Source organism: Erwinia sp. GW821-FHT03D09, from assembly GCF_059420805.1.
The window spans coordinates 24,642-46,412 of record NZ_JBWKUK010000013.1; the positions used below are offsets into that span (position 1 = coordinate 24,642).

General features: G+C 52.6%; 17 protein-coding genes. 15 read left to right on the top strand and 2 right to left on the bottom strand.

Annotated elements, in window-relative coordinates; translation table 11 throughout:
* Positions 1–82: 82 nt before the first annotated feature.
* The 15 genes from AC07U6_RS14285 (at position 83) to AC07U6_RS14355 (ending at position 20,185) form a co-directional block, all read left to right on the top strand.
* Positions 83–601, top strand: coding sequence for an Hcp family type VI secretion system effector (locus AC07U6_RS14285; protein ID WP_494761090.1), 519 nt, complete (start codon positions 83–85; stop codon positions 599–601).
* Between the two features lie 61 nt (positions 602–662).
* Positions 663–1,106 carry a type VI secretion system baseplate subunit TssE gene (locus AC07U6_RS14290; RefSeq protein WP_494761089.1) on the top strand — a complete coding sequence of 148 codons (444 nt, stop codon included), beginning with the start codon at positions 663–665 and terminating at the stop codon, positions 1,104–1,106.
* A 14-nt stretch (positions 1,107–1,120) separates the two neighbouring features.
* A complete protein-coding gene (tssF, locus tag AC07U6_RS14295) occupies positions 1,121–2,962 on the top strand; it encodes a type VI secretion system baseplate subunit TssF (protein ID WP_494761088.1) in 1,842 nt (613 codons plus the stop codon).
* On the top strand, positions 2,955–3,911 hold the full coding sequence (tssG, locus tag AC07U6_RS14300) for a type VI secretion system baseplate subunit TssG (RefSeq protein ID WP_494761087.1): 957 nt from the start codon (positions 2,955–2,957) through the stop codon (positions 3,909–3,911). Before tssF ends, tssG begins: the two co-directional genes overlap by 8 nt.
* A gap of 17 nt (positions 3,912–3,928) precedes the next feature.
* Complete coding sequence (gene tssH / locus AC07U6_RS14305; protein WP_494761086.1) at positions 3,929–6,502, top strand: type VI secretion system ATPase TssH; 2,574 nt, start codon at positions 3,929–3,931, stop codon at positions 6,500–6,502.
* 33 nt (positions 6,503–6,535) lie between these two features.
* On the top strand, positions 6,536–8,629 hold the full coding sequence (locus AC07U6_RS14310; protein WP_494761085.1) for a type VI secretion system Vgr family protein: 2,094 nt from the start codon (positions 6,536–6,538) through the stop codon (positions 8,627–8,629).
* Between the two features lie 14 nt (positions 8,630–8,643).
* On the top strand, positions 8,644–10,845 hold the full coding sequence (locus tag AC07U6_RS14315; protein ID WP_494761084.1) for a DUF2169 family type VI secretion system accessory protein: 2,202 nt from the start codon (positions 8,644–8,646) through the stop codon (positions 10,843–10,845).
* Positions 10,838–11,953 (top strand): pentapeptide repeat-containing protein, encoded by a 1,116-nt coding sequence (locus AC07U6_RS14320; protein ID WP_494761083.1) that lies wholly within the window; start codon positions 10,838–10,840, stop codon positions 11,951–11,953. Before AC07U6_RS14315 ends, AC07U6_RS14320 begins: the two co-directional genes overlap by 8 nt.
* Complete coding sequence (locus tag AC07U6_RS14325) at positions 11,946–12,557, top strand: DUF3540 domain-containing protein (protein WP_494761082.1); 612 nt, start codon at positions 11,946–11,948, stop codon at positions 12,555–12,557. The genes AC07U6_RS14320 and AC07U6_RS14325 overlap by 8 nt, the downstream gene beginning before the upstream one ends.
* Before the next feature lie 3 nt (positions 12,558–12,560).
* A complete protein-coding gene (locus tag AC07U6_RS14330) occupies positions 12,561–12,926 on the top strand; it encodes a PAAR-like domain-containing protein (RefSeq protein WP_494764402.1) in 366 nt (121 codons plus the stop codon).
* Positions 12,927–12,936: 10 nt separating this feature from the next.
* Positions 12,937–13,428 (top strand): type VI secretion system lipoprotein TssJ, encoded by a 492-nt coding sequence (gene tssJ, locus AC07U6_RS14335; RefSeq protein ID WP_494761081.1) that lies wholly within the window; start codon positions 12,937–12,939, stop codon positions 13,426–13,428.
* Positions 13,429–13,433: 5 nt separating this feature from the next.
* Entirely contained in the window at positions 13,434–14,789 is a 1,356-nt protein-coding gene (gene tssK, locus AC07U6_RS14340) for a type VI secretion system baseplate subunit TssK (protein WP_494761080.1), read from the top strand.
* Positions 14,786–16,300 (top strand): DotU/TssL family secretion system protein, encoded by a 1,515-nt coding sequence (locus AC07U6_RS14345; RefSeq protein ID WP_494761079.1) that lies wholly within the window; start codon positions 14,786–14,788, stop codon positions 16,298–16,300. Before tssK ends, AC07U6_RS14345 begins: the two co-directional genes overlap by 4 nt.
* A 1-nt stretch (position 16,301) precedes the next feature.
* Positions 16,302–19,778, top strand: coding sequence for a type VI secretion system membrane subunit TssM (gene tssM, locus AC07U6_RS14350; RefSeq protein WP_494761078.1), 3,477 nt, complete (start codon positions 16,302–16,304; stop codon positions 19,776–19,778).
* Between the two features lie 53 nt (positions 19,779–19,831).
* The gene (locus AC07U6_RS14355; protein WP_494761077.1) at positions 19,832–20,185 is read left to right on the top strand and encodes a DUF6277 family protein; all 354 of its coding nucleotides are present in this window, start codon (positions 19,832–19,834) and stop codon (positions 20,183–20,185) included.
* Between the two features lie 44 nt (positions 20,186–20,229).
* Here the strand turns inward: AC07U6_RS14355 and AC07U6_RS14360 are convergent, their stop codons facing one another.
* Entirely contained in the window at positions 20,230–20,838 is a 609-nt protein-coding gene (locus tag AC07U6_RS14360; RefSeq protein WP_494761076.1) for a hypothetical protein, read from the bottom strand.
* Between the two features lie 154 nt (positions 20,839–20,992).
* Positions 20,993–21,574, bottom strand: coding sequence for an HD domain-containing protein (locus tag AC07U6_RS14365; protein ID WP_494761075.1), 582 nt, complete (start codon positions 21,572–21,574; stop codon positions 20,993–20,995).
* Positions 21,575–21,771 lie beyond the last annotated feature (197 nt).

The window sequence follows — 21,771 nt, forward strand, 5'->3', positions numbered from 1 at the left end:
AGTGTTATTTCCGTGGCTGGAAAATTCGTTTTTATCTGCGAGTGCCGATATATATCGGAATACATCAATAAAGGAGATAAAAATGTCATCTTTAGTAGACTACTTTTTGAAGATTGAAGGCGTTGAGGGTGAATCACCGGACCAAAATTATCCCGGATGGATTCAGCTTGATGCATGGCAATGGGCGGAAGAGAACGCCGGTCGCTGGGGAAACGGTAGCGGCGGTGGTACAGGTAAAGTTGAGATGAAAGACTTTGAGTTTCGTATGCTTAACAACAAAGCATCACCGAAACTTTTCCTGATGTGTGCCATGGGTGAACACATTCCGCAGGCGAAACTGGTTTGTCGTAAATCAGGCCAGGGCCAGAAAGACTTCCTGACTGTGACCTTCAGCAACTGCCTGGTATCATCATATAAAACGGTTGGTAATATGCCGATCGACCAAATTAACTTCCAGGAGGTAGATACCGCTCTGCCGACTGACCTTATTAAACTGAACTTTGCACGTATCGAAATCGAATACAAAGAACAGAATAATGATGGTTCTATGGGCGCAGTGATTAAATCTGGCTATGATTTGAAACTTAATGCTCGCATTTAATTTCTGTATTTAATAATCAATAGTTGCCCTGCAATGGGCAACTATTATTTCGGTGAAAACAATGAAGTCCTCGCAGCCTATTTTATTCGATAAATTAAGCGATAGAAAAAATCCTTTCAGGGATTCAATGTGGCGCGAAATTCTTCTACGTGATATCGAACGATTACTCAACGATGCTGCCCGCAGCGGGGAATTGAATTTAGAAAAATACGATTTTTGCTCCAATTCGGTACTCAACTATGGTTTGCCATCGCTGAGTAAGAAAATTCCAATCAGCACCGATGCATTAACGCTGGCTCAGCATATACATAAGATTCTGATCACATTCGAACCGAGACTGGATCCACGAACTATCCAGGTGAAACCGGTATTTGAAGATCGGCAGACCATGGTTCTGGCCATACTGTTTGATATTAGCGGTATTTTTTCGATTCCGGGTAATACCACAATGGTCAATTTGCGTATCGCCCTGGATTATTCCTGCGGTGCAATTCAGGTGCTATAGAGGGGGCGGATAAAATGCTAAATGATGATTTCCTGAACCTGTATAACGAAGAGTTGCGCTACTTTCGCCAGGCGGGAAAACAGTTTTCGATTGAAAACCCGCAGGTAGCTCGTCACCTTGGCATGCACAACGATGGCGTACTTGACCCATTTGTTGAGCGGCTGCTGGAAGGCGCAGCCTTCCTCAGTTCACGGATCCAGCAGCGACTTAACTATGAGCAGCCGGAGTTTGCTCTGAATATGCTGGAACGGCTGGCACCCTACTGGTATGCGCCGGTACCGTCGATAGCAACATTATCCCTCCGTCCTGATATGGCCTATCCGCAGTGGAATGCCCGCACCGAGCTACCCCGAGGCAGTAAGGTCGTGCTGAGCGATCCTTCACTGAACGGTAAACCAGCCACCTTCACCACAGGAACCACACTGCATGTCCAACCGGTGGTGATTGAGGAGGCCGAATATACCCTGCTTCCGCCCGGCTCACTGCCTGAACTGGTTATGCGCCATTTTCAGCATAACCAGGGGTATCTTAAAATACGCTTCAGCACCAGAGGGGTAATGCCCGTCTCGGAACTGAAGTTTTCACCTCTTCGCCTGACAGTGGTAAGCGATCTGGTAAAAACGCACCAGCTGCTGACGCTGTTGCTGAATCACACGCAAAAAATGGTGGCCTGGAGCAGAAATGGCGCTCAGACGATCGTCGGGGAGATTAGCCCGCAGTCGCTGCGACTGGGTGGGCTGCGTGATGAAGATTCGCTTCTGCCACAGGCCATCGGTGAACTGCCGGGGTGCCGCCTGATGCGTGAATATTTCGCCGCACCGGGCCGCTTCTGCACCCTGGAAATTGACGGATTAGCATCATTCCTTGCGCAATGCGATAGAACGCATGAGTTTGAACTTTATTTCCTGCTGGATAAGCGGATGCTGTCACTGATCGACCAGATACAGGCACAGGACTTTTCCCTGTTTGCCACTCCAGTCATTAATCTTTATCACCGCCACTGCAGCCCGATTCTACTTAGCCCGGACCGCGTCGAGCATCCGCTGGTAGTGGATAAGCTCAATATGTCGCTGTACGAAGTACATAGTATCTGCCAGGTCAAAGGCATTGATCGGGAGGATAACCAGGTACAACTTTCCGCCATGCAGGGCGATCGCCGCTATCAACATCAAGTCATCCCGGCGTGCTGGTCGCTCAGGCGCTGTCGTGAACCCCGGGCCTCCCGCTACCATAATGCGTGGCTCCCGGAAGAAAATCTGTTTTTGTCGCTATCAACGGGTGCCGAAGGTGTTGCGCCGAATTCACTGAAATCTTTGCTGGTCGAAGTCCGGGTATGCGAACGGCATTTAATTCCGACATATCTGCAGCAGCCAGAGTTTCAGCTGGAGCAGACGCTGCCGGTACATCAACTGGAGATAGTTCGCCACCCTTCTGCCCCGCGTGCAGTTCCCACGCTGGATATGGCCTGGCAGGCTTTACAGCTTATCGCAGTCAATCCGCTACGCTATGCGTTGCCGAGGGTTAACGACTGCTCAATGCTGCTGCGTGACTGGCTGAAACTATTTGCCGATCCGGGAGAGCAAAGCCACCAGCGGCGGGTGGAAAGCATTCAACGGGCATCGGTAAATTATCGTTTTGAACGTTATCGCGGTAGTGGCCCACTTGCCTGGACACGTGGCGCTGAGCTGGCTCTGGATCTTCGACGCAGCAGCCACTCTGACCAGGGTGGTGTGATCTTTGCCATGGTTCTGCATCATGCGTTGAGCCAGTACTGCGAATTAAATCAGAGTTTGCGCATGTCGCTATCAATGGACGGTGAACCACTGACGAACTGGGGGCCATTGAACAATGTCTGAGCTGCTTACTTCCGATGGATATTTCAGCGCCAGACAGGATTTTTTTGCTCTGATGCGCGAGTTGGAACGGGTGAGTCCCGGACAACCGTGTTTAGGTGAGGTGAACGATAACAGCCTCAGCCGGCTGCGTATTACCCAACCAGCAGATACGTCATTCGCTCCGAGGGAGCTGATAGAAGTGACGATAACGGGAGAACGCCTGGAGATTATGGCCCGCTATTTTGGGCTATTTGCACCTTATGGTCCGCTGCCTATCCATATTACCGAACATGCACGTTCCGAAGTGCTGCTACTGCGTAACCGCGCTTTTCAGGCGTTCGTAGCCATTTTCAGCCAGCGGCTGGCGATACTCAACTATCGCGCATGGAGCCAGCTGAACCCGGTCGTAGGCCACGATCGTACTCCGTCGAAAAATGCCTTCTTACAGCGGTTGAGAATGATAGCAGGCGTCAAACAGACCTCAGGCGATGAGCAGCATTTACATCAGCTACGTCAGACCTGGCCGGGTGCCTGGCTGCCAGGGCGTGGTTCGGTCAACGAACTTCAGCGCATGCTGACCCACTATTTCTCCGTGCCGCTGCGCATCCTGATTAATCAGGGGATGTGGATTGAAGAGCCGGAAGATTTTCAGCAGCACAAAATGGGAGCTCTGGGGGCAACAAGGCTGGGGCAGCGTTTTTACGATGCTCAACACGGAGTGCGGGTGGAAATTGGCCCGCTTGCAGCCCCAGACTACCAGCTTTATCAGCGCGGAGAGCCTCGTCTGCTCTGCCTGGCAAAAAGCTGTCAGGCATTTTTCCGCCATCAGTATGCCATTGAAATCCGTTTGCTTATCCGGACCACGCCGCAAATGGCCTGCCGGTTAGGGCAGGGAAAAACGGGTCGCAGCGGCTGGTTAAAAGCCAGGGAGGGGATTGTTCCCCAGTCAGTCTGGTATTCGGCAACCTGAAATAAGGAAGGTTTAAGGTGGATCAGCGTGAACGTTTGTTTTCCCGGTTGGGGCAATTTGCCTATTCAACCTTTGTTGATGCGACGCGTTTGTGCCGCACATTTCGTCATGAGTACGTTGAGCTGGAGCACTGGCTTAGCGTGCTGGCCAGCCAGGAGCGGGGTGATATACCGCTGCTATTTCGGCACTATGGGATTGATCAGGTCCGCGTTGCGGATTCATTAAAAAAAATCCTGCACACCATGCCTAACCGCTCCAGCACAGTCAGCGATCTCTCGGCAAAAGTAGAAAATGCCGTAGAAAGAGGGCTGGTGATTAGCCAACTGAACGATGACGGCGGTCCAGTGCGGACTGTACATATTTTACTGGGCATCTTACAGGATCCAATCGCTCAACGCGGCCTGTACCGGCTCAGTGAGGAGTTCAAGAAGCTGCCGATACCGCAGGTATTTGAACATTATGCGGCCCTGACGGAAGGCTCGCTGGAACAGGTTAAAAACAGCGTAACAAAAACCGGCACGCCAGCCGATACAGAGAACGATGTTGTTGATGGATCCGCACTAACGCGCTGGTGCGCCGATTTGACGGCACAGGCCGCCGCCGGTGAAATCGATCCGGTGATTGGCCGTGAAAAAGAACTGCGCCTGCTAATCGATATTCTCCAGCGCCGCCGGCAAAACAACCCGATCCTGGTCGGAGAGGCCGGAGTAGGCAAAACCGCGGTTGTTGAAGCCCTGGCAAGACATATAGCCGCTGGTGAAGTTCCACCAGGTTTACAGGGCGCCAGACTGCTGTCGCTCGATTTGGGCAGTATGCAAGCTGGTGCGAACGTTCGTGGCGAGTTTGAAACGCGCTTAAAAGCGCTGATCGACGCCATTCGCCATGCGAGCTGCACTATCATTCTGTTTTGCGATGAGGCCCACACGCTGGTTGGTGCAGGCGGGCAGGCCGGAACAGGGGACGCGGTAAACCTGCTGAAGCCAATGCTGGCACGCGGCGAGTTGCGCATGATTGCAGCCACAACCTGGTCCGAATACAAGCAGTTTATCGAACCTGATGCGGCACTGACCCGCCGCTTCCAGACGGTTCTGGTCAACGAACCTGATGAAGAACACGCCGTGGCGATGCTGCGAGCGATTGCACCAAAATTTTCGCAGCATCACCAGGTCATTATCCGGGAAACGGCACTGCAGGCGGCGGTGCGCCTGTCTCAGCGTAACCTACCTGCCCGCCAGCTACCGGATAAGGCGATTAGCCTGCTCGATACCGCCTGCGCCCGCGTGGCATTGAGCCACAATAGCAAACCACCGGCGCTCACCGACTGCCTGGCAGAGATTGAAGCACTGGTGCTTGAGCGCAGCAATCTGCTAGCAGAAAACCTGGCAGAGAACGGCACAAGGCGGCGGCTGGCGCAACTGGAAAAACGTATCGCTCAAAGGGAGGAACAACGGAATAAGCTGGCATTACAGTATCAGCAGGAACAGGAGGTTTTTCAGCAGTACTGCGCGATGCAGGACGCGGGGAAAAACCTGCCAGCTCCGGCTGAGCTATTTGCCAGCCTGAATGATACACCGCTGGTTTATCCGTGGGTTGATGAACGAGTGATCGCCGATGTGCTATCCGACTGGACCGGCATTCCTTCAGGACGCATGTTGCAAAGCGATATCGATAATGCGCTCCAACTGGAACCGCGGCTGTCGGAACATATTTTTGGCCAGACGGCAGCAATCAAGGAGCTGGCACAGGCTGTTCGTATTGCCCGATCCGGTATGCAAGCCCCGCAGCGGCCACTCGGCGTATTTATGCTTGCCGGTCCTACCGGGACCGGGAAAACGGAAACCGCAATAGCCCTGGCAGAAGCCATGTACGGAGGGGCGCAGAACCTGATCGTCTTCAATATGAGTGAATTCCAGGAGGCACACAGCGTTTCCGCACTAAAAGGGGCACCGCCAGGCTATGTCGGCTATGGCAAGGGCGGGAAAATGACCGAAGCTGTCCGGCGTAAACCTTGGTCAATTATTCTGCTGGATGAGTTTGAAAAAGCGCATCCGGATATTCATGACGTCTTCTATCAGGTATTTGACAAGGGGGTGATGGAAGATGGTGAAGGGCGACAGGTCAGCTTCCGCCACTGTTTCTTCCTGCTGACTTGCAATGCGGGCAGTGAGGCAATCATCGCAGCAGCAAGCGAACAAGAGCAGCTCAAACTATCCACACTACGACCAATAGTACATGAGGCGCTGAACCGCGTTTTCTCACCGGCGCTGCTAGCGCGAATGACATTACTACCCTTTGTACCGCTAAGTGAGGAAGCCATCCGTGATATTGCGGACAGTCATCTGAACAAGCTGAACCAGCGGCTGTTCGCCGAAACCGGTGCCAACCTGAATATTAGCGGTGATGTGGCGGGCTGGATTACTGCCCGTGCGCTGCTGCACCCTTCCAGCGGCCGCGCCGTGGAGGGGCTTTTACACCAGACCATTCTACCGCCGATCGGCAATGAAATATTGCAGCGCCAGCGTGACCGGCAAGAGCTGAATGAGATCCAACTCGGCATTGAGAATGATGACCTGATACTCACGTTTGCCTGATAAATATTTCACTAGTAGCAACATGGAGGTTGTATGTCACTGATTGAATTGAATAATGCAGAGTTAAATTCCATAGGTGCTTTCCCCCTCAGCTTTAAGTCTGAGGAGAGCCTGTCGCGGGCGTCCCGCTATCAGCTGGATTTTGAATGTAAACAGCCCGATGTCGATTTTGATCCCTTGCTGGGAAAAATGGTGACCGTATCCATTGAGGAACCTTCGGGCAGCAGGCGGCCATTTAATGCTTATATTATCGGTGGTGAAGATCGCGGCCAGCACGGTAATAAATATGTTTTCGGCCTGACGTTGAGCAGTTGGTTGTGGTTTTTACAGCAAAACCGCAACTGTCGTATTTTCCAGAATTTGAATGTACTTGAAATTATTTCACAAATTTTTGAGCGCTATGGTGTAGCCAACTACCGACTGGATATTGAAGGCACCTACACGGCGCGCGAATACTGCGTACAGTTTGCTGAAACCGATTTTAATTTTATCAACCGCCTGCTTGAAGATGAAGGCATTGGTTATTCGATTGAGCACACAGACGATGGTCACACCATGGTGATTAGCGATCGCCAGAGTTTCTCCGATCTGCCCGCACTCTACCAGACGCTGCTGTTCACTCCGGATGCAGAGGAGGGGCGCGCTATCAGAGAGGGGATACAACGAATTGAACGTCACCGCATTGTCAGCCCAAATGAAATTGTTCTACGGGACTTTGACTACCTTAATCCGCGTAAAAATCTACAAACTAAAGCTGAAGAGAATACTAAAGGACTCTCTGAAACCCCTCTGGAATGGTACGACTATGCTACAGGCTATACCGATACCGAACGCGGAGAATGGCTGGCCCGCGTGCGTCTGGAAGAACTACAGGCACAGGGACAGCTGCTGCACGGTGAAAGTAATGCGGTCGGCCTGTTGCCGGCGCGGCGCTTTGAGCTGCTGCTGCATCCCGATCTGCGCCGTAACCGTGGTTACAAGCTACTACGCTGCGACTATGAATTCGTTCAGGATGGCCCGGACAGCAGCAGCCAGGGACGCAATATTGTCTGCCGCTTCACCGCAATTAATGACGATGTAGCCTGGCGACCGCTGCGTATTACTCCGCCACCACGGATGCCTGGCCTGCAGAGTGCCACAGTGGTCGGTGCACCTGAATCGGAAGTGCACACGGATGAACATGCCCGCATCCGCGTGCACTTCCACTGGGATCGCTATAAAACCAGCGAAGAGGACAGCTCCTGCTGGATCCGGGTGGTTCAGGCCTGGGCTGGGAAAGGCTGGGGAGTACTGGCGATGCCACGCGTCGGTCAGGAAGTGCTGGTTACTTATGTCGATGGCGATCTGGATCGGCCGATGGTGACCGGTATTGTTTACAATGGCGATAACCCACCACCTTACCGGCTGCCGGAACAGATTAACTATTCAGGGATGATTTCACGCTCGCTAAAAATGGGTCAACCCCAGCACGCAAGCCAACTAACCTTTGACGATAAGCGAAATAATGAGCGGCTGATGATGCACGCTGAGCGCGATCTGCAAACTACCGTCGAGCGTAATGACGTGACGGATATCGGTCAGGATCAGTATGTGGTGGTAAAACGGACTCTGACAGCAGATACCGGCAATGAGATTAACTATCGTGTTAACCATATTAGCCAGACCGAAAATCGCGTGGAATCCCTTGCTAACCATGCGTCAACAATCGCTAATCGCGTTCAGAATATCACAGCCAGCACCAGTAATTTCGGCGTAAACACTAGTTTTAGCATGTTGGCTTCGGCCACGACCGCCATAAAAAGTGACATAGCCGGCCTTGGCAACAGCACGGTTGGGATCAACTTTGCGAATATCGGCATAGCAACTGCGATTACGGGAGTATCTACCTCCGCTACCGGCATAGCCACCTCGCTGACTGGTGTATCTACCTCACTTGCCGGTGCATCCACCTCTCTGGCGGGAAATGCTGTTTCGGCAATCGGCTCTAACATCGTCGCGACGGGGTCCAACATCAGCGCAATGGGATCCAACATCAGCACAGTGGGATCAACGATTGACGTGATAGGTTCCAGTATCAGCGTAATGGGAATGTCAATGGTTGTGGTTGGCTGTCAGATGGCGAATTAGCGTAAGGACAACACATGAGAATTATCAAACCGCAGCAGCTGGTATTGCTAAAAGCGGCCTATCAGCTAGGGCAACATAGTACGCTCGGTATCAGCGTGATTGCCGGATGCTACCTGACCCGACCAACGCAGTTCGCTACGGAGGCTAAAATCTGGCAGGCATGGAACGATGCACCGCATATCATGCCGATTATTGATAACGCTGAGCCCAAGCCTTTTGCCGAGTTTTTGCTGGCAGGGCATGTCCTTCGCGATCCCCCTGTGCCGACGGCGCATGCACGAGTGCGCGTCGGCAGGCTGGAAAGAAGCTGGAAAATAGTCGGCGATCGCCAGAATGAGGAAAGCCTTCCACAGCCGTTTTCCCGCATGGCGCTGGATCACTCCCAGACCTGGCAGGGTCCTGAGGGACGGCTTAATCCCGCCGGAAAGCCGTTGGCTAATATCTCGTTACTGACGTCATCCAACGCCGAACGGCTGGCGGCTCCATCGCCGGTGCCTCATCAGTTCCCAGCAAGATTGCAGTATATTCAGCAGGTTCAGCCATTTATGAATAGTGAGGAATATCTTGAGCAGGTCTTCCCCGGTCTACCGGAGAATATTGACCCACGCTATTTTCAAATGGCGGCCGTAGAACAGTGGCTGGACAGCCCGGAATGGCCGGCGGATGTCACCGTAGAGTTGGAAGGGTTACATAATGACAGCTCTCTGCGCTGCACCCTTCCCGCAGTGCAGGCGGTCGTATTGGCAAAGTATCGTGAGCGCCCCCCGGAAATGGTTAACCTGCAACGCAAGACGCTACTGCTGCTTCCTGACAGTGACCTTGCTCTGATTATCTTCACCGGTCAGCTACCCCTGGAGGAGATGCTGGATGAATCGGTAGAGACGCTGATGGTTGGCCTTGATAAGGCTGAACTTCCGCGTGATGAGCACCACTATCGGGGCGTTTTCGCACGACGGACGGCGGAAAAGGCATCGCAGTTTGAGTTTCTCTGCGATCCCGATCTTATGCCGCCAGAAAGCACGCTAGAGGTTATTGCCTGCGCGGAACACCATCCAAGCTTCCCGAATGCCGCCGTCGGACCTCAGGACCCAGCCATCGGCGCAGAGTTCTATCATCAGGTGCGTCTGTTAATTGAAGGGTACGGCGAGAATCCTCCCAAAGAGTCGGTAAAGCCTTTCGACTGGGGAAAATGGCCCGCAAATAGGGATCCCGCCACGCTAATTGATGAGCAGGATGAACTGGATAATAAAACCTTTTGCGACCTGAAGCTGGTCGAACTCCGTGGTAAGACATTTCGCTACTGTCGTTTTATTACCAGCAATTTTTCCTCGGCCACGTTACAGGATTGCGTATTTGAACATTGCCGGTTTGAACAGACTAACTGGCAGGGGGCGTGTCTAAAAAACGTCACGTTTGAGCATGCCACACTACAGGAAAACGATCTGCGATCCATTCGCTGGCTGCAGGTCACGGCCCGATATCTTATCGCTGAAAAATGTCGGTGCAGCGGTGCTGTGTTTAATCAGTGCGAATGGCGAAATTGCCAGATAGCCGAGAGCGACTTTAGTCGCAGTAGCTGGACGGAAAATCTGTGGGATAACGTCGCCCTCGACGATACACACATGGACTCAGCGCAGCTAAGCCGCTGCACGTTAGAGAAATGCATTTTCAATCAGAGCGTACTGAAGCAGTCGCAGCTGCTGCGCGTTAAGGCCACAGCAACCTCAGTTCTGGGAGGTAACTGGCAGAATGTCTCGTTCAGTGAGTGCCAAATTTCCAGCCTGACGGTGGCATTGGGAGCGGATTTATCCTCCAGCCATTTTTGCCACAGCAGGCTGGAGAAAATGGGCTGCAAAGGCGCTCAAATGAACGGTGCCGTCATAGAGCACTGCAGTGTTGATGTGGGAAATTTTGACCAGGCGACGCTAACGGATGCACGTTTTCTGTCCAGCGATATTGCTGGTGGCCGTTGGAAGGACGCTCTGCTGACCGGGTCAGTATGGCAGGCTTCCAGCCTGCAGCAGGGCCAGTTCTATCATGCGGATTTACGCAGCGCCAGTTTTCTGCAGTGTAACCTTGCCGGTGCGGCAATGGCGAGGATCAAGCGCGATGAAGAAACCTGCTTTATCAGCTGTCTGTTGACTGGGGCGATATGGCTACCGCGATCCCACTCGCAGGAGGGCTATATGGCAAAACCGGAGGAACACCATGAGTAATCTGGACCTGGAGTCATTTAGCAAGGCGCTGAAAAAAGTACCGGAGCTGAGTCGTACCATCAGCAAGCAGCACTTTTCGCCGGATGCCCCCCTGCCGGACGATCTGCACAAGCTGCATTTTATTGATTGCCAGTTCAGCCGGTTAGAGCTGTCAGCGGCCCATCTGAAGGAAGTACGTTTTGAGCGCTGTCAGTTTGACCAGATTGTGTTCGCTGGTGGCTCAATGCAGCAATGCATGTTTCTTGACTGTCAGCTCAACCAGTGCCACGCCCAGCACCTGCACGCGACGCAGATTTACTGCTTTCGGTGCGAATGGAAAAACGTCTTGTTGGAGCAGTGCCAACTGGAAAGAGTGGATGTTCAGCAGGGAAGTTGGTCAGAAAGTGAGGTCACTGCCTGTCGAATCGCCCTGCTCACGCTGGTGGAGGTGGCTCTCTCTCATCTGCATTTTGGCGTGATAACAGGGCAGGACTGGAATCTCTATCGCTGCTCACTGGAACAGTGCCACTGGCGCGAAAGCAGCATTCAGCGTTGGGTTTCTGGTAGTAGCGTATTCAGCAGCTGCTCATTGCAGCTTACGCCGGGAAAAGGCCCTGTCTGGTTTAAGTGCCAGTTGGAGGAGTGTGATATTAGCCAGCAGTCACTGCCGCTGGGTAGCTTTCACCAGAGCCAGCTCAGCGCATGCGATCTGACTGGCAGCGACTTCAACAGCAGTATTTTCAACGAAGCCACGCTGACCGACTGTCTAATGAACGGCTGCAATATGCAGGCGATTCAGGGAACGGATGCCCGCTTCACTCGCTGCAAATTAAGTGAGGCACGGCTGGAAAAAGCCCTGCTGCAGCGCGCGCAGTTTATTGATTGCACCGTCGATGGCTGCTGCTGGCAGCACGCGAACCTTCGTGAATCACGCATATCGGAAAATACCGCGATTGAATCTCTTTCTGGGGCTCGTTTGCACGATGCAGAAATACCGGGGACGCAGGGCGATCCCGTTACGGAAGCATTGATGGCTGACATCGAACGATGGTACGCACAGTTTCAGCCAGGACCGGACGCAGCCCTCTCTTTCCCTTCACTACCTTCAGGAGTAAGTCGTTATGTCTGATACTCGTTTTGCACCAACCGTTTGGTCTAATCTCTGCCAACGTGAGGCTAAATTAGAAATTGTCGCACCGCGAGATGTGACCAGCGAGGCTCGTGTCGCCACGCTGATGGTTGACACCCAGGGCCAGTTTTATATTGAAGGCTACCGCCATTACATTTTCAGAATAGCGACCAGCTGCCTGACACAGCCGGAAGAGGGCGATCGCGTGCGTTTTGTCGAAGATCTGGGCAACATCGTGGTGATCGACGTGCTCTACTGCGCCGATACAACGCGTGGTTTGACGCTCAGCAGCCACCATCATCAATTGACCATTCGCGCCGACGAACTGAATCTGGAAGGTCAGCACACTCTGGCACTCAGCACCCAGCATCTTTCGCTGGTTTCTCGCTCCTGTCGCTGGGTTTCGGAAAGCCTACGGCAGATAGCACAGGTATTTCAGCTGCGCTGCGACTATGCCGAACGCGTCGTCATGCAGGCCGATACGGTACAGGCGAGGCATATCATACAAGAGGCTCAGCAGAGTTATCGTGTGAATAGCAAGCTTGCGACGATCAACGCTGATGCGGTGCTGAAAATGGACGGCAGCCAGATACATATGGGGTGAATGATGACTGCTGCAAATACTAATGGTGCAGGTATGAGCTTTGTTGGTGGAGATCCGATGGTCCCGTCAACTGGACCGAATACTGCACCCAACACGACCGGAACTCCTAACGTCAGCAACTATTTCATGATGGGGAGCAATCAACAAAATATGGCTACGATCCGTACCTCAACAATTGACGCTGGCGCTACGCTGGGTACGGCATCGGGTACGAACTCAGCCCAAATGCAGCCTATGCAGGGGTCGAACAAATACTTTCTGCACTCAATGCCGACTACCAGACAGGGCGATATGAGTGTGACCAATAATAATAATACAGCCACTTCACAGGTGGAACCGAGCCAAACGAAGTACTTCGTCAACGCCTGAGGAGGGGGGAATGTGGGTTACGTTGTCAAGGATGACCATGCTGCTGGGCACGAGTGGAATGCTCTGTGCCTGTAGCCTGTTTTCATCTGCACCGGAGCAGATAAATAGCGTCCGCCAGCTCACACTGACTTTTACCGCCGATGCGATGATTAACCCCAATAGCAGCGGCGATGCGCAACCGGTCAGGGTTTGCCTCTATCAGACGCTACAGCAGGGCTGGTTACCGGATGGCGCGCTAACAGGGGCGCCCTGTGCCCAGGCCACGAGGAACGATGGGGGAACGGCTGGCTACAGCACCATTCTGCTCCCGGCAGCGCGGCAAACATTTCTGTTGAAGATGCCAGTAGAGCAGCCCGGTTGGCTGGTTGTTGCCGCCGAATTTCAGCAGATTAACGGCGCGAACTTTCTGCTGGAACTGCCCTGGCCGATGATACAGAAAACGGCTATCAACATACTAGTTTATCGCAATCGGATCGCTGCGATTACGCCTACAAAGGAATGATCATAATGTTTTCTAAACAACGTACGGCCTGGGTTGAAGGCATGCTGATGGAGCCGCAGCATTTTCAGCAGCAGGAGCGTTTTTTTGAACATACGCTGAACCAGCGCGTTAATGCGCTGAATGCATATCACTGGGGTTTTTGCGAGCTTGAGATCGATCACGCTCTACTTGAGCAGGGTAAAATCGCACTAAAAAAAGCTCGCGGCATCTTTCCTGACGGAACCCCCTTCAATCTTCCAGAAAATGAACCTCTACCTCTTCCTCTGGTAGTTAGCGAAAACAGTATCGGTAAACAGGTCTGCCTGACGGTGTTAATGGATATGCCCGGCAACGTGCATCTCGATCTCGATCGCCGTCGGGAAAACAGCCGTTTTGAGCCAGTCGATGCGGATATTGCTGACCGTAACCTGGGCGGGGCCAGCGAAGGAACACCGCGCACTGTCACGCTGGAACTGGCGCGCCTCAGCTGCCGTTTACAGCTGCTGGAAAATGTCAGCAGTGCGGAAGCAGCCCTGCCGGTGGGGATAATTAGCGATCGCCAGCAGGATGGTCGTTTGCGCATGAACGATGAAATTTTACCCCCAATGCTGGACTTTCATGCTTCTTCCCTGCTGGTCGCCGCCACGTCTGAGCTGGTCGGATTAATTGCACAACGACTGGAGAATGTGTTTCGCACTGACGTCCCTTTGGCAGTCGGCGGCCTGTCAGAGCTTCTGGAGCTATTATTGTTGCAGTTACTCAGTGAGTACCATCTACGTATTACACACCTGCTGACAAACCCACAAACCCACCCAGAGACGCTTTATTTCACACTACTGGGGCTATTGGGACGGCTTAGCATTATTCCGGACGGAGAACGCACGTGGAACCGTACGGATCTGATCTACCAGCACAATGAGCCTCATCGCTGCTACTTCCCTCTACTAAGAGCCATTCGCCGGGCTCTGTCGCTGGTGATTGAAGCTCCTGCGGTGGCGCTAACCTTTACCGAGCGCGGCGACAATATCCTTATCTGCCAGAATGATGCACAACTGCGATTGGAAAAAGTGGTCTTTGCAATCAGCAGCTCGCTGCCGCCGGATATGCTGCGTAATTACTTCCCGGCACAGGTAAAAATGGGCCCGGTAGAAAAAATTATCAACCTTATCGATCTGCAGCTGCCCGGTGCACGGCTGATCCCGATGTCGTCGCCGCCGCGTCATATTCCTTACTACCCAAACAGTACCTATTTTGAAGTTGATTCGGCAGACCCAATCTTCAAAGAGATGATGGCTGCCTCAGCCATGGCATTGAGTATCGTCGGTGATTTTCCTGAACTCCGCTTAGACGTCTGGGGCTTACGCCAGGGAAGGGTAGGATGAATGATTTTGAAAAAAAAATTAAAGCCGCGCTGCATGGACAACATCTGCCGCCACCGAGAAAACCGCTGAATACCGGCAACCTTTCCCGTAATCAGGCGTTAATTGCTACCGGTGCCGCACTAGGCGCGGCAACCCTGGCATGGCAGGGAGGAAAGCAGCATACCGTTGCACAATCGTCTCTGCCACCGCTGACGGATGACCCGGCGGCGGCGACAGATCGGCTCGCGATAGCAGACGATCTACCCCACCGCAGCGCGCTTGCCCGCCCAGGGATCAGCGCGGGCACTTGGCATAATCCAATAATCAAGGCGGCCATGCCGTTGTTACTGCTGGTGGAACGCGTCAGGGGGCAGATGAAAAATGATGATGGTTCTCTGCGGGCACAGTTTGTTCGTGAGGCGCAGTATTTTCAGCAGACGCTGCTTAAGCAGCAATATCTGCCGGATGATGTCCATCATTTCACCTATCTGCTGTTCTCCTATATCGATGAAACTCTGGGGGATGTTAACGGCAAAGATTCGCTGAACCTGACGCTACTGGTGGAGTTCTATCAGGATGCCTGGGGAGGCGAAAAGTGCTTTGAACACCTACACCAATACTGGTCCGAACCTCAGCAGAAGACTGAGGTTCTGGCTTTTTACGATCTGATTCTGTCATTGGGTTTTAGCGGAAAGTTTCTGGTGATCGAGCGCGGGTCGGTATTGCTGGCTGATTTGCGCCACCAGTTGGATACGCTGCTCTACACAAAAAATCCGACGCAAACGTTAGCTCAGGTTGAACCGATAAACGTCGGTGGCAAGGTCAGGCACATGACGCCATTTCGGCTATTTTGCGGTGGCGCGCTGCTCCTGTTGATCTGCTACGGTGCCGCCACCTGGTATTTGCACGAGTCATCACGCAGTTTACGTAGCGCAATTCTGGCGTGGACTCCTCCAGAACCGCAGCGGATCAATATTATGACCACGCTGCCCCAGCCGTTGCCGCGGATTTTGCAAGAAGGCTGGCTGGAAGTCCGGGAAGACCCTCGCGGCTGGCTGCTGATTTTCACTTCAGATGGAGCGTTTGCTACCGGAAAATCAGTATTGTCGGCAGAGTTTCAGCGCAAACGCAATATCGAACGCCTTGGCGAAGCGCTGGCACCCTGGCCTGGCGATCTGGAAGTGATTGGCCATACGGATAATCAGCCGTTCCGCAACGATACCCAAGGCTCAAACCTCAGGTTGTCTGCAGCTCGCGCGGATACGGTGGCGACCAAACTACGCGAGGTGATGAGCCTCAACGAGAAATACCAGCGCGAAATCAGCTCGGTAGGCAAAGGTGATACAGAACCGCTGTCGGAAAACACCAGCGAAGAAGGGCGGCGTAAAAACCGACGTGTAGACATTCTGTGGAAGATTGGTAATCGCGATGATGTGATTGAAAACATTGAAGACGTTGAGATGAATCAGAGTATCAGAGACCTCATGGAAGCGATTCGCGAAACAAAAAATTCAGATAGCAAAGGGAATTGACATGATACGTCGAGCATTGATTGTGGTCCTGGCACTGATCCTTTGTGCCATTATCTGGTGGATTGGCCCACTCGTATATATCGGTACCTGGCAACCTTTTGCCGCCGTCTGGGTCCGCGTACTGCTCATCGTACCCATCGCCTGCTGGGCGTGCTGGCCCTTTGTCGCGCTGTTCATTGGCTGGCTGATCCACCAGGTACGTACCCCATTTGTAACCCGAAATAAAACGCTGTCGCGTGACCGCGTGACGGTACGTTTTTATGATGCCATCCGCACGCTGAAATATGTCGGCCTGTCGAAACAGCGTACGGGCTGGCAGCGTTTGCGTTACCGATTCAGCCAGCGTTACCTTAACGATCGTCCCTGGTTTATGATTCTCGGGCCGGAAAACAGCGGCAAAACCTCGCTGCTCAGCGAAAGTAACGAAACCTTTATCCTTGCAGAGCAGTATGGCCTGAAACAAACCGTGGATATTGGGCCGACCCAGGATTGCAACTGGTGGTTGACTGAGCGGGCAGTGTTTATTGATACCGCCGGAGAATGGACACAGCTTAATGGGTTGAGTGAAGAGACTGCGCTAGCTCAGACGCGACTGTTTAAGTTACTACGACGCTTTCGCAAACACCCGGTTTTGGACGGCATTTTCCTTTGCCTTGACGGTAGCTGGATCCTCAATGCATCCCTCACAGAGCGTAAGTCACTGGCTGATTCGCTGCGTGCACGCCTGCTGGAAATTGCGACTCTGTCTCGCTGCGATCTGCCTGTTTATATGATGATTAACCATATTGATGAACTGGCAGGAGGGAAAACGCTGCTGGCGTTCCTGAGCGATGAGCTGCTGCAAAAGGGGATTGGGTTTACCGTGGCGTTTGATCGGCTGCATCAGCAGGATTTATCCGCAGACGAATCACGCTACCAGCAAATGGTCAACCGCGTCAGCCAGTATACGCTGGAGTTGCTGCATGAAGTACCTTCCCCAGAGCACCGAAAACAGCTGCTGTTTTTTGTTGAGGCTCTCGGCGTGCTGGGCAAGCCCCTGTTTAATATGCTGGAGCAAATTTTCCCCGCCACGCCGGTGGGCTATGTCACCCGGCTGCAACAATTGTGGCTGGGCAGTACACAGCCCGTACCGGTAGAAAACACGCTGTTTAACCGTTCTGAAGCCGAAATTTATGAGGGACGCTCAAACGGTGCGCTATACCAGACGGCCTGGGATCAGGCGGTGGCAGGGCGCCATACACTTCAGCGCATCTCCTCGACCCTGCCTTGGCCGGAGCGTATGCGCCTGATGCTGCGCTACTGCCTGGTTGTTGCCCTGCTAGCGGTCGGAGGTTGGGCACTGGTCAGCCGATACTTCTGGGAAAATGATTACATCGCCTGGATCGGTGCACATTTTGATGAAAGCCGTCGGCTGGTGCGCGAAGTGCCGCTGACCAACCGCGTCGGGGACGACCTGATCGCGGCTTACGAGCAGCTGGGCTACATGAATGTTCAGGTACAGCAGATTCTTTCACCGCTGGGTAATCCCTACTTTGAACATCGTCTGATTAACGATGCCACAACGCGTACCTATCATCGCCATCTGCTGAAGTTTTTCTGGCCAGCGGTGGAAAATTATGTCGCCAGCACACTTTCCCGCGATGTCGCTTCAACGCGCGATGATGTTTACAATACGCTTAAGGTTTACATCATGCTGACAGAGCCAGAACATCGGGAAGAAGATGCTCTGACTAGCTGGTTCATGGCACGCTGGGAGCAGTTTGCACCAGCTGGTTATACAGACATGAATAAAGAGATATTCAGCTACCATCTACGACAGTTGTTTCTCCTGAAAGATACCCCCGCGATGAAGCCGGACTTTAACCTGATACGTATTGCACGAGTGAAGGCAGCCAATATTCCGCTGCAGCAGCGGGTGGTCAGGCGCATTGACGAGAAAAATCGCTCCTCTAATCTGCCTGACATCACACTGGCCAGTGCGGCGGGTTCCGATGTTACATTGACGCTACGCCGCAAGGGACAGGCAACAGTCAGCGATGTGGCGATATCTAAGTTCTATACCCGCGCCAGCTACCGTGATCTGTTTATGCCTCAGGTCCAGCTGATGGCGGAAAGCGTGATTAAAGAACAGGCCTGGGTAATGCAGGATGGCGGGGCGACCGGCAGCATCAAGACGCTGACCTCAACACAGAAGCTGACGGATGAAGCCCGTAAGCTGTATTTGCTGGAGTATGCCAATAGCTGGACTGCCTTTCTGAACGACGTACGCGCCCGCCCAGTGAACGGTCTGGAAGATGCGGCTCAGCTGGCGCGCCAATTGGGCGATCCCTCATCATCACTGGCAAATCTGGTTCGTTTTGCCACGCGAGAGACCGGCCTGACCGGTCGTGACCAGAGTGGTGCAACCAGCTGGTTTGACCGCCAGCGAACCAACCTGGAACGACAAAAGCGAACTATCGTTGATGAGATTAGCGGTGAACGCTCTCGTTTTCGTCTGCTACCAGAAGATGCCGTGGAAGATCGCTTCCAGCAATTACGCAGGCTTGGCCTTGAGCTATCCAACGTGCGTACCGGCGGCGGCGGCAGCGATCCGATGACGCGGGTTTTCGACGCGTTGTTTAATCAGATCTCCGCGCTGGCTACAGCGTTGCGCAGTGGCCAAACGATTCCACAGAACAGCGGGCTGGAGCGCTCACGTATTGACGCTGCACGACAGCCTGAACCGATCCGTAGCGTAATGATGGACCTGATCCAGCTTGGCAGCAGCGAAAGCCTGCAGCAGAGTCGCCAGAATCTCAGTAAAGGGGCGGCCTCAATTGCCTCCGGATTATGTAACGGTACGGTGAGCCAGCGCTATCCTTTCTCACGCGGTGCGCGCGGAGAAGTTGGCATTGAGGATTTTGCCCGCCTGTTTGGCAAAAACGGAGCGATGCAGACTTTCTTTGACCAAAACCTGGCTGGCCTGATCGATATGAATTCTCGCCCCTGGAAAGCGAAGGAGGGAGGGATGGTCAGTGCAGCAACCGTTAGATCGTTTGAAAATGCGGCACTCATCCGCGACACCTTCTTTGCCAACGGTGACAAGCCTTCATTCACCATGTTTATCCGCCCGGTTTCTCTGTCGGCAAATATTGAGGAAGCGGTTCTGGATATCGACGGTCAGCAAATAAATTACGGTCACGGTAGCAGCCAACCGGTACGCATTGACTGGCCTGGTCCGAAGGGCGGTAGCTATATCCGCCTGACCTTTAAAACTACCAGCGGCAGCATTCAGACCGCGATGTTTGAGGGGCCATGGGCTATTTTTCGCATGTATGACACCAACTCCTCCACCTCACTGGGTAGTGACCGGCGGGAGCTGACCATGGCAATGGCAGCGGTACCGGGTTATTTCCGGCTTGAGCTGCGTTCAACGATGAAGGATTTTCCTCTGTGGTCTCGTGCGTTAAAAAACTTCTCGTGCCCACAGGCGATGTAACTGACTGGTGGTAAGCCAGTCTTCCATAAAGTTAATTTAAGGAGTGAATGACCATGTTGGATGCTAATGCAATTATTTCCACGATCCTCAGCTCAATGAAATCTTCCCAGTCAGCGCAATCAAGCCTCTCTGAGGAGTTTATGTCAGGTATGAGCGCAATGAATCTGTCGGGAAGCGACACGGCGGCGTCGGTCATAAACAATACGATCGGTGGCTGTCAGGATATGACGGAAAAGATGAGAAATGTTTTTGCCAGTCTACAAAACGATCTAAACAACCATCAGAAAATGCTGCAAGGTGAAATGCCAGCGGACTTTAAAATACCTAAAGGAGATTTGCGCGATACGGTGTCAAGGGGATTCCCGGAAGAGAAAGCTGAATTTCTGACCGGTAAAAAAACGCTGTAGCTATAATATTATCCGGGCAGCCTGACCTCTGGCTGCCCGTTTTATCATCTTTGCCTGCAGGGATATAAATAACCCAGGCTGGCAAACAAACAAAGGGTATATCCCAGCAGCTCACTACCTTCTTCTGCCATGTTTTTCACCGTACGGTTATAACCGTCTGGCATCAGATGCCGCCATAACTCATTCATACCAAACAAGCGTGAAAACACCAGGATAGTGAGCATGCCGGCCACCATCATTCCCCAGGCAGGGTGACGCATAAAATCAGCCAGGCCCGAAATCAGATAACGAGGGTGCCTCAGCGCGGCGATAAGTGAAACAACCGTTACTGCCAGAGCAAACCAAAACCAACTTCCATGGCTGATTTTATCAAACAAAAAATCCAGCTCACGAATCAACATACAGCCAAAAAATCCAGCCACAAGAATGCGTATCGGCTGCTGATCCACCGAATCTCTGGCATGACGAATAAACAAAACTACAATCACGCCCAGCATTAATTCCTGAGTGATTTCCGTAAAGGAAGCTTCGTGCACCTCATCACTCATCCAGACAACATCAATAAATACTAATCCCATCATCGCACTGAGAAATGCTGCAAAGATAATAAAAACACAAATTTTATTTCTAATTGTAAGCAGGTCTTCAGACATTATTGCCCCCGGTAAGCTAATCTGCAGGCAATTATAGGGATGTGAAATCTGAATTCCTGGCATTCTATGCCGTGGACCATACAATGGCACAGAATGCCAGGGTGGCTGCCTGCTTAGAGATGGAGCCTGTTTCCGCTGGCCATCAATACTTAGCTTACCGGTATTTCGCTTCCTGAAGAGCAAACCAGCTGTCGGGAACATTGTAAGGAGGCTGGCCGAGCTGATGGATACCCTGTTCAATAATTCGATTGGCGGATTGCCATAGCGTTTGATTTCCAGCGGTAAGTAAAGCTATCTGCACGCGCTTTTCCACCAGATAGATACTGGCGAAAGGCGGATCGAAATGAATAATGGAACGGGTATTGTCGATAATGTCGGCCAGCTTAATCGTCTGGGCATCAGGTGACGCCGCCGCCGTATGGCGAAAGTGAGCGACTTTACGCGCAACGCGGTTCTGGCCGGGAAGATTTTCACTATCGGTAAGCATTGAAACCAGAGAGGCGACCCGTTCACCAAAACGCGCTTTAATATCACCGAGCGTGCCAGAAGTATCTTCAACGGTGTCGTGCAGCCAGGCGGCAGCCAGCATTTCTTCATCATTACTGACGCTGCGAACCAGTTCCACTACTGCTTCGGGATGGACGATATAGGGTTCATCGGTATACTTGCGTCTTTGCCCCGCCGCCGCATGTGCTTTAGCCGCATAGCGCCGTGCACGTTCTTCGAGTGTATACATTGTGATGTTCCCCTACAGGCTTCGAAAGGAGACGACTGTGTCGGCTGAACTGTTAGTTAACAAAAGACCATCACACTGCGTGATTAACGAACGGCCATGGTCAAAAGTATCGGCTTTTATCCTGTAAGAATAGTTTGTTTATAAAAGGGAATTTATGTTTATAGGTTTTTTCCGAACTCTCTGACAGCACCAGGGTC

What these genes read in the sequence shown, in the direction of transcription:
- AC07U6_RS14330 (WP_494764402.1), top strand. Translation starts at nt 12,561, where the DNA reads ATGACTGCTGCAAATACTAATGGTGCAGGTATGAGCTTTGTTGGTGGA.
- AC07U6_RS14360 (WP_494761076.1), bottom strand. Translation starts at nt 20,838, where the DNA reads ATGTCTGAAGACCTGCTTACAATTAGAAATAAAATTTGTGTTTTTATT.
- tssF (WP_494761088.1), top strand. Translation starts at nt 1,121, where the DNA reads ATGCTAAATGATGATTTCCTGAACCTGTATAACGAAGAGTTGCGCTAC.
- AC07U6_RS14320 (WP_494761083.1), top strand. Translation starts at nt 10,838, where the DNA reads ATGAGTAATCTGGACCTGGAGTCATTTAGCAAGGCGCTGAAAAAAGTA.
- AC07U6_RS14355 (WP_494761077.1), top strand. Translation starts at nt 19,832, where the DNA reads ATGTTGGATGCTAATGCAATTATTTCCACGATCCTCAGCTCAATGAAA.
- AC07U6_RS14325 (WP_494761082.1), top strand. Translation starts at nt 11,946, where the DNA reads ATGTCTGATACTCGTTTTGCACCAACCGTTTGGTCTAATCTCTGCCAA.
- tssK (WP_494761080.1), top strand. Translation starts at nt 13,434, where the DNA reads ATGTTTTCTAAACAACGTACGGCCTGGGTTGAAGGCATGCTGATGGAG.
- AC07U6_RS14315 (WP_494761084.1), top strand. Translation starts at nt 8,644, where the DNA reads ATGAGAATTATCAAACCGCAGCAGCTGGTATTGCTAAAAGCGGCCTAT.
- tssJ (WP_494761081.1), top strand. Translation starts at nt 12,937, where the DNA reads ATGTGGGTTACGTTGTCAAGGATGACCATGCTGCTGGGCACGAGTGGA.
- AC07U6_RS14285 (WP_494761090.1), top strand. Translation starts at nt 83, where the DNA reads ATGTCATCTTTAGTAGACTACTTTTTGAAGATTGAAGGCGTTGAGGGT.
- AC07U6_RS14345 (WP_494761079.1), top strand. Translation starts at nt 14,786, where the DNA reads ATGAATGATTTTGAAAAAAAAATTAAAGCCGCGCTGCATGGACAACAT.
- AC07U6_RS14365 (WP_494761075.1), bottom strand. Translation starts at nt 21,574, where the DNA reads ATGTATACACTCGAAGAACGTGCACGGCGCTATGCGGCTAAAGCACAT.
- AC07U6_RS14290 (WP_494761089.1), top strand. Translation starts at nt 663, where the DNA reads ATGAAGTCCTCGCAGCCTATTTTATTCGATAAATTAAGCGATAGAAAA.
- tssG (WP_494761087.1), top strand. Translation starts at nt 2,955, where the DNA reads ATGTCTGAGCTGCTTACTTCCGATGGATATTTCAGCGCCAGACAGGAT.
- tssM (WP_494761078.1), top strand. Translation starts at nt 16,302, where the DNA reads ATGATACGTCGAGCATTGATTGTGGTCCTGGCACTGATCCTTTGTGCC.
- AC07U6_RS14310 (WP_494761085.1), top strand. Translation starts at nt 6,536, where the DNA reads ATGTCACTGATTGAATTGAATAATGCAGAGTTAAATTCCATAGGTGCT.